General features: G+C 61.1%; 10 protein-coding genes. 3 read left to right on the top strand and 7 right to left on the bottom strand.

Annotated features, from left to right (window positions below; genetic code table 11):
• Window positions 1-85: 85 nt before the first annotated feature.
• Together LOY34_RS04595 and LOY34_RS04590 are read right to left on the bottom strand one after the other, a co-directional pair.
• Complete coding sequence (locus LOY34_RS04595; protein ID WP_195885713.1) at window positions 86-1,060, bottom strand: FecR family protein; 975 nt, start codon at window positions 1,058-1,060, stop codon at window positions 86-88.
• Between the two features lie 17 nt (window positions 1,061-1,077).
• Window positions 1,078-1,566: an RNA polymerase sigma factor gene (locus tag LOY34_RS04590; RefSeq protein WP_045196243.1), complete on the bottom strand. Its 489-nt coding sequence runs from the start codon at window positions 1,564-1,566 to the stop codon at window positions 1,078-1,080.
• Window positions 1,567-2,214: 648 nt separating this feature from the next.
• Between LOY34_RS04590 and LOY34_RS04585 the strand changes: the two genes are divergently transcribed.
• Entirely contained in the window at window positions 2,215-3,378 is a 1,164-nt protein-coding gene (locus tag LOY34_RS04585; RefSeq protein ID WP_036993923.1) for a type III PLP-dependent enzyme, read from the top strand.
• An 83-nt stretch (window positions 3,379-3,461) separates the two neighbouring features.
• Here the strand turns inward: LOY34_RS04585 and LOY34_RS04580 are convergent, their stop codons facing one another.
• From LOY34_RS04580 to LOY34_RS04570, 3 genes are read right to left on the bottom strand one after another with little or no spacing between them, the layout of a single operon-like run.
• Window positions 3,462-4,022, bottom strand: a complete 561-nt coding sequence (locus tag LOY34_RS04580) for a hypothetical protein (RefSeq protein ID WP_195885712.1) — start codon at window positions 4,020-4,022, stop codon at window positions 3,462-3,464.
• Window positions 4,023-4,052: 30 nt separating this feature from the next.
• The gene (locus LOY34_RS04575; RefSeq protein ID WP_195885711.1) at window positions 4,053-4,811 is read right to left on the bottom strand and encodes a tetratricopeptide repeat protein; all 759 of its coding nucleotides are present in this window, start codon (window positions 4,809-4,811) and stop codon (window positions 4,053-4,055) included.
• A 3-nt stretch (window positions 4,812-4,814) separates the two neighbouring features.
• Window positions 4,815-5,495 (bottom strand): Fe2+-dependent dioxygenase, encoded by a 681-nt coding sequence (locus LOY34_RS04570; RefSeq protein WP_195885710.1) that lies wholly within the window; start codon window positions 5,493-5,495, stop codon window positions 4,815-4,817.
• A 216-nt stretch (window positions 5,496-5,711) separates the two neighbouring features.
• On the opposite strand from LOY34_RS04570, the gene LOY34_RS04565 reads away from it, so the two are divergent.
• Together LOY34_RS04565 and LOY34_RS04560 are read left to right on the top strand one after the other, a co-directional pair.
• Window positions 5,712-8,003 carry a TonB-dependent siderophore receptor gene (locus LOY34_RS04565; protein ID WP_045196234.1) on the top strand — a complete coding sequence of 764 codons (2,292 nt, stop codon included), beginning with the start codon at window positions 5,712-5,714 and terminating at the stop codon, window positions 8,001-8,003.
• A gap of 104 nt (window positions 8,004-8,107) precedes the next feature.
• On the top strand, window positions 8,108-10,663 hold the full coding sequence (locus LOY34_RS04560) for a sulfite reductase flavoprotein subunit alpha (RefSeq protein WP_195885709.1): 2,556 nt from the start codon (window positions 8,108-8,110) through the stop codon (window positions 10,661-10,663).
• 75 nt (window positions 10,664-10,738) lie between these two features.
• Here the strand turns inward: LOY34_RS04560 and LOY34_RS04555 are convergent, their stop codons facing one another.
• Window positions 10,739-11,530 carry an amidohydrolase gene (locus tag LOY34_RS04555; protein ID WP_195885708.1) on the bottom strand — a complete coding sequence of 264 codons (792 nt, stop codon included), beginning with the start codon at window positions 11,528-11,530 and terminating at the stop codon, window positions 10,739-10,741.
• Window positions 11,518-12,666 (bottom strand): pyridoxal phosphate-dependent aminotransferase, encoded by a 1,149-nt coding sequence (locus tag LOY34_RS04550; protein ID WP_195885707.1) that lies wholly within the window; start codon window positions 12,664-12,666, stop codon window positions 11,518-11,520. Before LOY34_RS04550 ends, LOY34_RS04555 begins: the two co-directional genes overlap by 13 nt.
• Window positions 12,667-12,781: the final 115 nt, after the last annotated feature.

Below are 12,781 nucleotides of genomic sequence, written 5' to 3'. Positions count from 1 at the left end.
CATATAAATGTCAATGCCATGCAAATGGAAATGCTTGGCAGTTGCAGTTGGCCAGGAAGACGAACAACTGGAAAAAAACCTGAATTTATTTTGCGATTATTTCGCGGGAGCCGTCGGCATGGGCCTTGATCGCCACCGGCAGGATGCTCGGCAGCGCCCGCAGCAAGGCGTCGGTGTCGTCGGCGTTGAAGGTACTGCTCAGGCGCAGCGCGGCAATTTTGCCGGGGGCGACACGCAGGGGCTGCTCGCGGTAGCGCGAGACTTCCTTGACCACCTCGCTGAGCGGCGCGTCGTTGAACACCAGCTTGCCCTTGCGCCAGGCGGTCACAGCTGCGGTATCTACCGCATAGGGAGCCGTCACCTGGCCGCGAGCATCGATATGCGCCCCCAGGCCTGCGCTCAGCAAAGCCTTGGAAGCATCGCGACCTTCAACCCGCACCGAGCCGTTTTCGACCGCCACACGGGTTTGCTCCGGGTCCTGGCGCACATCGAAACGAGTGCCGGTCACGGTTACCGTGCCGTTGTCGGTGCTGACCACGAAGGGCCGCGCGCTGTCGTGGGCGACGCTGAACATCACCTCGCCCTGGCGCAACTGGATATGCCGCTGACCGGCGCTGAATTGCACGACCAGTTGCGTACGACCGTTGACCTCCAGCTGTGAGCCATCCGGCAGGTCGAGTTGGCGCCGCTCGCCCAGGGCGGTTTGCAGTTGGCCCTGGTAATCAAGTTGATGCTGCTGCCAGCCAAACCAGCCCAACCCCAGCGCCAGGGTCGCGATGCCGGCCGCCAGCGCCTGGCGAATAAAGCGTCGACGCGGCAACTGGCTGACCGGATCGGCCTGGCACAGCGCTTCGAGACGCGCACGCGGCACCTGCCCGGCTGCGCCCCAGAGCGTGCCCAGCAGATCGAATTCAGCTTGATGCTGCGAGTGCTCGGCCAGCCAGCGCTGCAACTCGCCCTGTTGCGCCGGCGCCAGCGCGCCATCGCGGCTGCGGGCAAACCACTGGGCTGCCTGCTCGCGCACGGTCTCGTTGCCGCACGGGCACGCCTGCTGATTCATGAAAACATTCGCCTGACTCATCTCGTCGACACATCCAGGTGCTCACGCAGATGCCGGAGCGTGCGGATCATATACTTTTCGACCATGTTCTTGGTCAAGCCCATGCGCTCGGCGATCTCGGCCTGGGTCAGGCCTTCGAGCTTCTGCCAGATGAACACCCGCCGGCAGTTGAGCGGCAGTTCGGCCAAGGCCCGTTCGACGCTGTCGGCCAGCTCCACGGCATTCATGTAGGCCTCGGGATCGCCGCTGGCGTCGATGCCCGGCTCGAACGCGTCCTGCTCCAGGGCCTGGCGGCGGTCTTCACGGCGGTAACCGTCCACGGCAATGTTGCGTGCGGTCTGGTGCAAATAGGCGCGCGGTTGTTCGACCCCCGCCTGGTCATTTTCCAGTACCCGCACAAACGCATCATGCGCCAGGTCCTCGGCCTGCTGACGACTGCGCAATTTGCGCGTCCAGGTGCCGATCAGCTCATGGTAGTGGTCGAGAAAGCCTTTGTGTCGCGACACGATGCACAGCTCTTCGCAGGCGATGAGGAATGGCGCGAATAGTAATGTTTCTTATTAAGGCCGGCAATCGAAGATCACCGCTGCCGACGAAGCGTCCGAGTGGAAAAAAAATCACGAAAATGTGTGTAAATAATCGGCTGTCAGAGCGGAAAAAAATATGAACGGCCAGCCTTCGTTTCATGGTTACGCCGTCACCTCATTGCCCGCCAAAGTTACAGCCTTTTCCCGTACTTTCGCCACCAACTTTGACTATTGCATCCATTTGCGTGTTCTACGATAGATCCCGGCGTATACCGGTATTTTTAACGCTTTTGTCATCAAATTGAACATCTACTGTTTACCTGGGTCGGTTAGAAAGTGGCTGGCCAAGCCGGGGCGACGGACGCGTGCAAAAACGCGACATTTTTTGTTGATCTCGAGCCCCTCAGGTCCTAAAGTTCGCGCCGAACGTCCATGCTGGAAACGATCCATCCGGCTCAAGTACTGACGACGAGACAGCAAGGTCACCCGTAGCTCGCTTCATCACGCACGGTTGACCTTTTTGCTTTCGGCGACATGCCTTGGGAAGTAGGCGAACCAAAGTGGGGATACGGAGGACGTTCAGTTGCAGCCACTTATTTTTTCAGTTTGCCCATGGAGTCCCTAAGCATGTCGATTCAGGTCGAAGACTACTTCGCGCGCGATACCTTCCAGAAAATGAAGGCCTTCGCCGACAAGCAAGAAACCCCGTTCGTGCTCATCGACACGCAGATGATCAGCCAGGCCTACGACGACCTGCGCGCCGGTTTCGAATTCGCCAAGGTCTACTACGCGGTCAAGGCCAACCCGGCCGTTGAGATCATCGACCTGCTCAAGGAAAAAGGCTCGAGCTTCGACATCGCCTCGATCTACGAGCTGGACAAAGTGATGGGCCGCGGTGTCAGCGCCGATCGCATCAGCTACGGCAACACCATCAAGAAGTCCAAGGACATCCGCTACTTCTACGAGAAGGGCGTGCGCCTGTACGCCACCGACTCCGAAGCCGACCTGCGCAACATCGCCAAGGCCGCCCCGGGCTCGAAAGTCTACGTACGCATCCTCACCGAAGGCTCGACCACCGCCGACTGGCCACTGTCGCGCAAGTTCGGCTGCCAGACCGACATGGCCATGGACCTGTTGATCCTCGCCCGCGACCTGGGCCTGGTGCCTTACGGCGTGTCGTTCCATGTGGGCTCGCAACAGCGCGACATCAGCGTCTGGGATGCAGCCATCGCCAAAGTGAAGGTGATCTTCGAGCGCCTGAAAGAAGAAGACGGCATCGAGCTCAAGCTGATCAACATGGGTGGCGGCTTCCCGGCCAACTACATCACCCGCACCAACAGCCTGGAAACCTACGCCGAGGAAATCATCCGTTTCCTCAAGGAAGACTTCGGTGACGACCTGCCAGAAATCATCCTCGAGCCAGGCCGTTCGCTGATCGCCAACGCCGGCATCCTGGTCAGTGAAGTAGTGCTGGTGGCGCGTAAATCGCGTACCGCCGTCGAGCGCTGGGTGTACACCGATGTCGGCAAATTCTCCGGTCTGATCGAAACCATGGACGAATCGATCAAGTTCCCGATCTGGACCGAGAAGAAAGGCGAGATGGAAGAAGTAGTGATCGCCGGCCCCACCTGCGACAGCGCCGACATCATGTACGAGCACTACAAATACGGCCTGCCGCTGAACCTGGCCATCGGTGACCGCCTGTACTGGCTGTCGACCGGCGCCTACACCACCAGCTACAGCGCGGTGGAGTTCAACGGCTTCCCGCCGCTGAAAGCCTACTACCTGTAACACAAAAAACCGGGGGCATCATTGCCCCCGGGCTCCCCTGGTCATCATCTGCGTGATCGGGGTTATCAATGCGTGAGCACGGTCTACAGGACTTCCTTAATCCTGACCGCGAAGCTCAATGGCGCACCTTCATATGCATTCAAATACCTGTCGCCATCCCGATTGTTGTAGTAGCTCTTTATCTCGTGACCCTCATAGTCACGCAGGATGAAGTGGCGTTCTTGCTGACCGTACCACTCTGCGTGCGGCTGAACTTTCCAGAAGAAGGTAATTTCGTTTTTACCGTACAAGCCGAGATAGCCCCCACTACTTCTGCCCAGCTTCTTCCCCAGGTAACCATCGACCCTGGATGCGCAGGTAATGTCGTAATGAATCCGGTCACCTTGATCTTCAACGAACTGAAAACGAAAATCGATCGGCCGTACCCGCAGCCCATGCCCCACTATCTGTAGCCAGCCACTTTCTGCAAAATCAAACTCGGTACGTTGTGCACTGATGCCAACCTGTCCTGAACGGCCGGCTTTGGTTGAATACAGGGTAGCGATAAACGATTTATCAACAAGATCCACCATTCTCAAGTCCTTTAAAATATCGGGCAGGCACATTGAGCTTGGGCGTTCCGTCGTGAGCAGGGCAGGCTGCATTGATTCCCTGGAAAGTCGTCGAAGGCTTTGCTAAGGGTGAAGTTGCATGAACGTCAGCCGTTGCTCATAGGCTCGCAGGACAGGCAGCAAGCGCTCATCCTGAACCTGCCGCAGGGTGCAGACGCTACTGCGCAGGAAATTCAGATTGCCGCCTCGCAGCGCGGTGTCGAACCAGGCTAATGCTGCATCAAGCTGATTGCTCTCGACCAACACCGTGGCATAGCTGAATTGCCCGCGAAAATCACCTGCCTCGGCAGAGCGGCGATACCATTCTTGCGCCTGGCCAACGTCCCGCTCACAGGCCAGCCCCTGCTCCAGATAACGCCCATAAAGGTTCATCGACTTGGCATGGCCCAGGTGTGCGGCCTGTCGATAGCAGAGCAATGCCAAGGGATGGTTCTGAGCCACCCCACGGCCAGTAGCCAGCAAGTTGGCGTAGTTGTACAGGCCCCAGTCCAGCCCCATTTCAGCAGCCTGGCAATAGGCCGTGGCCGCAGCCGACACATCAGCCCCTCCTCCCCAGCCATGCTCCTGGCAGCGCCCGAGCATGTTGTGCGCCATAGCGCTGCCACGGCTGGCGGCAATCGCGAACCAGCGCCGGGCCAGAACCGGGTCTTGCTCGATGCCGCGACCGTCAAGAAGGATCTGCCCAAGCAGCACCTGCGCCTCGACAATGTCCTGCCCGGCTGCAGCCAGCAGTGCCTGGGCCGCCTTGGCCGGGCTGTGCTCGAGCATCTGGGCGAACTGTTCGCTGTCCAGCTCCTGGCGATTGCGCAAGGCGAAGGTCATGGCTCAGACCTCGACCCAGCGGCGCAACAGGTTGTGGTAGGTACCGGTCAACTGAATCAGCGCCGGGTGATCCGGCACGTCGGCGCCCAGTTGCTGGATGGCGTTATCCATCTCGTACAGCAGCGCGCGCTGGCTGTCTTCGCGCACCAGGCTCTGGGTCCAGAAGAACGCCGCGTAACGCGCGCCGCGGGTCACCGGGTTGACCTTGTGCAGGCTGGTGCCCGGATACAGCACCAGGTCCCCTGCCGCCAGCTTCACCTGCTGTACGCCAAAAGTATCCTGAATCACCAGCTCACCACCGTCGTAGTCCTCGGGATTGCTCAAAAACAGTGTCGAGGACAGATCGGTGCGCACCCGCTCGTGGCTTCCACGGGGCTGGCGCAGGGCGTTGTCGATATGAAAGCCAAAATTGCCGCCTTCGCGATAGCAGTTGATCAGCGGCGGGAACACCTTGTGCGGCAAAGCCGCCGACATGAATTGCGGGTGCTGCCACAGGCGTTCGATCAGCGCCGTACCGATTTCCTTGGCCAGTGGATGGCCTTCGGGCAGCTGCAGGTTGTGCTTGGCCTTGGCCGACTGGTAGCCCGCGGTAATCTTGCCATCGGCCCATTCAGTCTGCTCCAGCGCCTGGCGAATACGCTGGACCTCCTCGGTGGAAAACAGGCCGGAAATATGTAGCAGCATGGCGCGGGCACCTGAAGGTGAAAGACGTCAATGGTATTGATTCCCATTGACTCTCTACAAGCCCTTTCGGCAGGTGGGACGTTTCAGCACGGAAAAACCGCCAGTCACAAATTGTAAAGATTGTAAATTCCGCACAAATAGCAATTCTTCTCAATTGTTACTCATATTTGTTTACATTATATTTCGCGGCCTAAAAACCTGGGGAAGGGGACCACCATGCCGCGTCACTACGTGCCAACCGCTGTCAGTTCACCACGCTTGCTCACCTGCGCCATTGGTGTAGCGCTCACCGCGACCTCCGCCGGGCACCTGGCATTTGCCGCCGATGCCGAGCCTGCCAAGGACGGTGCCATCGCCCTGGATGCCACCAGCGTCACCGGCCAGGCCGAAACCGCCAGCACTGACTACAAGGTCGAACGCGCGTCTTCGCAGAAGTACACCGCGCCGCTGGTAGATATTCCGCGCACAGTGACGGTGGTCCCCCAGCAAGTGATCAAGGACACCAACGCCCTTAACCTGCAGGACGCCCTGCGTACCGTGCCGGGCATCACCATGGGTGCCGGCGAAGGTGGCAACCCGTCCGGCGACCGTCCGTTCATTCGCGGTTTCGACTCGCAGAGCTCGATGTACCTGGATGGCGTTCGCGACACCGGCTCGCAAACCCGGGAAATCTTCGCCATCGAATCGGTCGAAGTGGCCAAGGGCCCCAACTCGGCCATCGGTGGCCGCGGCGCAGCAGGCGGCACCATTAACCTGGTGAGCAAGCGCGCGCACTTGGGCAACTCCACCGATGGTGCCTTCACCTGGGGATCGGACCAGACCAAACGCTACACCTTCGATGGCAACTATCAGTTCCTCGACACCGCCGCGTTCCGCCTTAACCTGATGAGCCACGAAAGCAACGTCGCCGGCCGCGACGAGGTCAACTACGACCGTTGGGGCGTGGCACCGTCGCTGGTCTTCGGCCTGGGTACCGACACCCGCCTGAGCCTGGACTACTACCACATGGAGAGCGATGACCTGCCTGACTCGGGCATCCCCTACAGCCTGAAATCCGGCAGCTCCGCCAACCGCACTTCGGCCAACCCGGACAAACCGACCGATGGCGGTGACAGCGACAACTTCTATGGCCTGGTCGGCCGCGACTTCTACAAGAGCCGCGCCGACATCACCACCATCGCCCTCGAGCACGACCTGAGCGATGCGCTGACGATCAAAAACACCCTGCGCCATGGCAACACCCTGCAGGACTACATCTTTAGCCAGCCGGACGACAGCAAGGGCAACATCCTCAACGGTGAAGTCTGGCGCCGTCCGAACAACCGCGTGGCCAACACCCGCACCACCACCAACCAGACCGACCTGTTCGGCGAGGTCTACATCGGCGGCTTCAAGAACAACTTCTCGACCGGTATCGAACTGAGCCGCGAAGCCTCGGTCAAGACCGGCTACAACGTCACCGGCTTTGCCTCGGGCAACTGCAGCAGCGCCACCGGACAGATCTCCGGAGTCTGCACCTCGTTCACCGATCCGAACCCGAACGAAGCCTGGGATGGCACCGTTAGCCGCACTCTGGCTGGCGCCGACACCACCAGCAACACCCGCGCCATCTACCTGACCGACACCCTGGAACTGGACCCGGCCTGGCTGCTGACCATGGGCCTGCGTTACGACCACTTCGATACCAAGGCCAAAACCAAAATCGCCAGCGGCGCAACCAGCTTCAAGACCGAAGACACCAGCGAGTTCGTCACCGGCCAGCTGGGCCTGACCTGGAAGCCGGCCGAGAATGGCAGCGTGTACATTTCCTACGCGACTTCGGCGACCCCCGCCGGCGCATCGCTCGGTGAAGGCAGCGACGGCAATCCATTGCTGACCGCCACCACCACCAGTGACCTGAAGCCGGAAGAAACCACCAACTACGAAATCGGCACCAAGTGGAACCTGCTGGACGAACGCCTGGCCCTCACCGCAGCAATCTTCCGTACCGAAAAAGAGAACGCTCGTGTTCTGGTCAGCACCAACACTTACGAGAACGTCGGCAAGAGCCGGGTTGACGGTCTGGAACTGACCGCCACCGGCAAGCTGACCAACGACTGGCAGGTCTTCGCCGGCTACACCTACATGGATGCCAAGCTGATCGATGGGGGCAAGCAGAACGTCGGCGGCGTGTTTGTCGACAGCCCGAACAACGACAACCAGATGCCCAACACGCCGAACAACAGCCTGACCTTGTGGACTACCTACAACGTCACGCCGAAACTGACCGTCGGCGGCGGTGCCTTCTACGTCGATGACGTGTTCGGCAACGTCAACAACACCGTGATGGTCGATTCCTACTGGCGTTACGACGCTATGGCCAGCTACAAGCTGACCAAGAACGTCGACCTGCAGTTGAACGTACAAAACCTCACCAACGAGGTGTACTACGACAAAGCCTACGCTGCCCACTACGCCAACCAGGCCGCCGGGCGCACTGCCCTGCTGACCACCAGCTTCCACTTCTGAGTGAGCTGACTGGCAAGCCCCGTTCATTTAGGTGAACGGGGCTTTTGTGTATCAAGGCATAATGTGCGTCGCATTCGCATTTGCGACACGACAAGGTGATTGATGTGGTGAAGAAATCCCTGTTTCAACTGCACTGGTTCTTCGGTATTACCGCAGGCCTGGTGCTGGCACTGATGGGCATTACCGGTGCCATCTGGTCGTTCCAGGATGAGCTGCTGGAGCTGTTCAACCCTGATGTGCTCACCGTCGAAGTACGCCAGGAAGGCGTGCTGCCAATGCCCGAGCTGGTGCGCAGGATCGAGGCCGAACAGGGTGACAAAGTCGCCATGCTCTGGGTCCAGGCCGACAACGACAAGGCGGCGCGGGTCTTCTTCACCCCTCCCCCGGGCGAACGCCGGGGCTTGATGCGCTATGCCGACCCTTACACCGGCAAGCTGCAGGGCGACGTCGCCGGCCAGGGCTTTTTCGACCTGATGCTGCAACTGCACCGTTTTCTGGCCATGGGCGACACCGGCCGGCAGATCACCGGCGCCTGTACCTTGATGCTGATTTTCTTCTGCCTGTCCGGCCTGTATCTGCGCTGGCCGCGCAAGGCGCTGAATTGGCGGACCTGGCTGACCCTGGACTGGGCCAAGAAAGGCCGCGCCTTCAACTGGGACCTGCACGCCGTGGCCGGTACCTGGTGCCTGCTGTTCTACCTGCTGTTTGCCCTCACCGGTCTGTTCTGGAGCTACGAGTGGTACCGCGAAGGCCTGAACAAGCTGCTCGCCGACAGCCCGGCCGCTGGCCAGCAACACAAGCGCGGCGAAGGCCGCGGCGGACGTCCTGGTGGTGGCACAGGTAAAGACGCCAAGCCGCTGGTGGTCGACTACGACGCCGTCTGGGCCAGCCTGCAAGCTGCCGCCGGCCCCGGCATGAGCAGCTACAACCTGCGCCTGCCGCCAGCTGGCGGGCAACCGGCGATGATCTTTTATCTGCTTGAAGGCGCCGAACACGAGCGCGCCCTCAACACCCTCAACCTGGACCCGGCCACAGGTCAGGTGAAGAGCAACGAGCGCTACGCCGACAAGTCGTTCAAGGCGCAACTGCTGGCCAGCGTCTACGCCCTGCACGTGGGCAGCTACTTTGGCCTGACCGGGCGCATTGTGGTGACCATCGCCAGTCTGACCATGCCGCTGTTCTTCGTCACCGGCTGGCTGTTGTACCTCGATCGCCGCCGTAAAAAGCGCCAGGTGCGTGCCGCGCGAGGTAACTTCGCGCCGTTGAACGGGCAGGACCACGGCTGGCTGGTGGGCTTTGCCAGCCAGAGCGGCTTTGCCGAGCAACTGGCTTGGCAAAGCGCCGGGCAACTGCAGGCTGCCGGCGTCGCGGTACAGGTCCGCCCCCTGGCTGAGCTGACCGAACAGGACCTCAACCAGGCTCGGCAAGCGCTGTTCGTCGTCAGTACCTTCGGCGACGGCGAAGCCCCCGACAGCGCTCGCGCTTTCGAGCGCAAGGTGCTTGGACAGCCTTGGGCGCTGGGCAACCTCAACTATGCCCTGCTGGCCCTGGGCGACCGCCAGTACCCGCACTTCTGCGGCTTTGCCCGGCGCTTGCAGGCCTGGCTCGGCGAACGCGGCGCCACCAGCGCCTTCGCCCCGGTTGAAGTCGACAGCGCTGACCCTGCGGCCCTGCAACACTGGCAACAACAGCTCGCACAACTGACTGGCAGCACGCCACCAGCGGCCTGGCAGGCACCCGAATTTGCCAACTGGACCTTGATCAGTCGCGAACTGATGAACCCGGGCAGTCAGGGTTCGGCGGTATATCTGCTTGGCCTCAGGCCTGAGCAACCTGCGCAGTGGGAAGCTGGAGACCTGGTGGAGATCCTGCCGCGTAACAGCGCCCACAGTCTTGAGCAGTTTCTCAAGGGCCTGGGCCTTGATGGCGAAACACCCGTGCAGGTCGATGGCCTGCAAGAGAGTCTGTTGCAAGCCCTGGCCAGCCGGCAGTTGCCCAAGAGCCGTGAGCACCTGGTCGGCCTGCATGCGCAAGCATTGGTCGATGCATTGATCCCGCTGGCAGCACGGGAATACTCGATTGCCTCGATCGCCAGTGACGGCGTGCTGGAGCTGATTGTGCGCCAGGAACGCCACCCTGACGGCAGCCTCGGCCTGGGTTCAGGCTGGCTGACCGAGCATCTGTCTGTGGATAACAGTGTCAGCCTGCGCCTGCGCCGCAACAGTGGTTTCCACCTGCCGGCGCCGGCCACGCCGATGATCCTGATCGGCAACGGAACCGGGCTAGCCGGGCTGCGCAGCCTGCTCAAGGGCCGCATTGTGGCCGGCGAGCGCAGCAACTGGCTGCTGTTCGGTGAACGCAACCAGGCCTATGACTTCCTCTGTGGGGATGAACTGCAAGGCTGGCAGCGCAGCGGCGATCTGGCCCGGCTGGAGCTGGCCTTTTCCCGCGATCAGAGCCACAAGGTCTACGTGCAGGACCGCTTGCGCGAGCAGGCGACAGAACTGCGACGCTGGCTCGACCAGGGTGCATCGATCTATATCTGCGGCAGTTTGCAGGGCATGGCCAGTGGCGTTGATGAGGTACTTAACGAGGTGCTCGGGGCTGTCGAGGTTGAGCGGTTGATCGAGCTGGGGCGGTATCGGCGGGATGTGTACTAAGCCTTGAGGGCCTCATCGCGGGTCAAGCCCGCTCCTACAGGTTTGGTGTGGGAGCGGCTTGACCTGCGATGAGGGTCAATGCAGCTCGAAGGTATCGGCATCCAGGTTGGCCGGGAACCGCGTGCGATAGGCCGCAAGGTCCGCCGCACTGAGCACCACGGTAAACACCCCGTCCGCCTCGCCTGCACTGAGCAGGCTCTCGCCCTGAAAATCCAGCACCTGGCTGTCGCCGGTATAGGCAAAGCCCTTGCCGTCGGTGCCCACGCGGTTCACCGCGGCGACATAACACAGGTTCTCGATGCCCCGCGCCGGCAACAAGCGGTTCCAGTGCTGGCGGCGGGCGGCCGGCCAGTTGGCGGTGTATAGCAGCAGGTCAGTGTCCTGGGCATCGCGGCTCCACACCGGGAAGCGCAGGTCGTAGCAGATCAGCGGCCGTACCCGCCAGCCCTTGAGCTCGAACTGCACCTGGCGTTCGCCCGGGGTGTAGTGCTTGTGCTCGCCGGCCATGCGAAACAGGTGACGCTTGTCGTAGTACAGGATCTCGCCATCGGGCCGCGCCCACAGCAAGCGGTTGCGGTGGCTGCCGTCGGCAGCCTGGATGATCACGCTGCCGGTAACCACTGCATCAAGCTTCTTGGCCTGGCTCTTGAGCCACTTGTAGGTCGGGCCGTTCTCGGGCTCGGCGAGGCTTTCGGAGTCCATGGAAAAACCAGTGGTGAACATCTCCGGGAGGATGATCAGGTCGGCGCCACGACCCTGTTCCAGCAGGCCTTCGAAATGCTCGTAGTTGGCCAGGCGGTCGTGCCAGGCCAGGCTGGTCTGCACCAACGCAATGTTCAGGTTGGGCAGGCTACTCAGATCGCGCATAGTTTTTCCGCTGCCTGACGCAGCGTCTCCTCGCGTTTGGCAAAGCACAGGCGCACCAGGCGCTGCGCGGGGATGGGTTGCTGGTAGAACACCGACACCGGAATGGTCGCCACGCCATGCTCGCGGGTCAGCCACAGCGACATCTCGACGTCGTTCAAATCCGGGCGAATGTGCGAATAATCCACCAACTGAAAGTACGTACCCGGGGTGGGCTTGAACTGAAAACGCGAAGAGCCCAGCAACTGGCAGAACAGGTCGCGCTTGGCCTGGTAAAAGGCCGGCAGCTCTTCGACGTGCTCGGGGTGCGCGGCCATGAAATCGGCCAGCGCCCATTGCAACGGGGTCACGCCACAAAAGTTGACGTACTGGTGGACCTTGCGCAGCTCGGTGCTGAGTGCCGCTGGCGCCACCACATAACCGGTTTTCCAGCCAGTGACGTGGTAGGTCTTGCCGAACGAGCTGACCACGAATGCACGCTGATACAGCGCCTCGTGGGCCAATACGCTGGCGTGCTGTACACCGTCGAACACCAGGTGCTCGTAGACTTCATCGCTGATCAGGTAGATATCGCGGTCGGCGATCAACAGCGCCAGCTTGTCCAGATCATCGCGGCTGATCAAGGCGCCGCTAGGATTGTGCGGCGAGTTGAGGATGATCATCCGCGTACGCGGGCTGAGGGCGTCGGTGAGCTTCTGCCAGTCGATGGCAAACTCGCCATCGCTCAGTTGCACATGCACGCAACGCCCGCCGGCCAGCTCTACCGAGGGCTCATAGCTGTCGTAACTGGGATCGAAGACGATGACCTCGTCGCCTGCGCGGATCACTGCATGGATGGCGCAGAAGATCGCTTCGGTGGCACCCGGGGTGATGGTCACTTCATGCTCGGCATCGACGCTGACGCCATAGCTGCGGGCGATCTTGTTCGCCACCTGCTGGCGCAAGGCCGGCAAGCCGGTCATGGGGCTGTACTGGTTGTGCCCGGCACTGACATGCCGGCCGACCGCATCGAGCAATGCTTGCGGGCCGTTGAAATCGGGGAAACCCTGGGACAGGTTCAAGGCGCCGGTTTGCGCGGCGAGCTGGGACATGGTGGTAAAGATGGTAGTGCCGACGTTCGGCAACTTGCTACTGATCATGGAGCCCTCTTTCCTGCAGCACTATCCGGCTCGAGGCGGCGCGGTCTGGGACCGAGCATAGCGGATTGATCAGTCAGGAAAAAGGTTGTTACGGTCGCAGGCCAATCGCCGGTCA

This window comes from Pseudomonas sp. B21-009 (assembly GCF_024749345.1).
In the GTDB taxonomy this organism is placed as follows: Bacteria; Pseudomonadota; Gammaproteobacteria; order Pseudomonadales; family Pseudomonadaceae; genus Aquipseudomonas.
Note: the sequence above shows the minus strand (reverse complement) of the source record. Positions and strands in the feature narration are given on the sequence as shown.

Coding starts and splice junctions, on each gene's coding strand:
- LOY34_RS04570 (WP_195885710.1), bottom strand. CDS start 5,495: ATGCTGCTACATATTTCCGGCCTGTTTTCCACCGAGGAGGTCCAGCGT.
- LOY34_RS04550 (WP_195885707.1), bottom strand. CDS start 12,666: ATGATCAGTAGCAAGTTGCCGAACGTCGGCACTACCATCTTTACCACC.
- LOY34_RS04575 (WP_195885711.1), bottom strand. CDS start 4,811: ATGACCTTCGCCTTGCGCAATCGCCAGGAGCTGGACAGCGAACAGTTC.
- LOY34_RS04580 (WP_195885712.1), bottom strand. CDS start 4,022: ATGCAGCCTGCCCTGCTCACGACGGAACGCCCAAGCTCAATGTGCCTG.
- LOY34_RS04555 (WP_195885708.1), bottom strand. CDS start 11,530: ATGCGCGATCTGAGTAGCCTGCCCAACCTGAACATTGCGTTGGTGCAG.
- LOY34_RS04585 (WP_036993923.1), top strand. CDS start 2,215: ATGTCGATTCAGGTCGAAGACTACTTCGCGCGCGATACCTTCCAGAAA.
- LOY34_RS04595 (WP_195885713.1), bottom strand. CDS start 1,060: ATGAATCAGCAGGCGTGCCCGTGCGGCAACGAGACCGTGCGCGAGCAG.
- LOY34_RS04565 (WP_045196234.1), top strand. CDS start 5,712: ATGCCGCGTCACTACGTGCCAACCGCTGTCAGTTCACCACGCTTGCTC.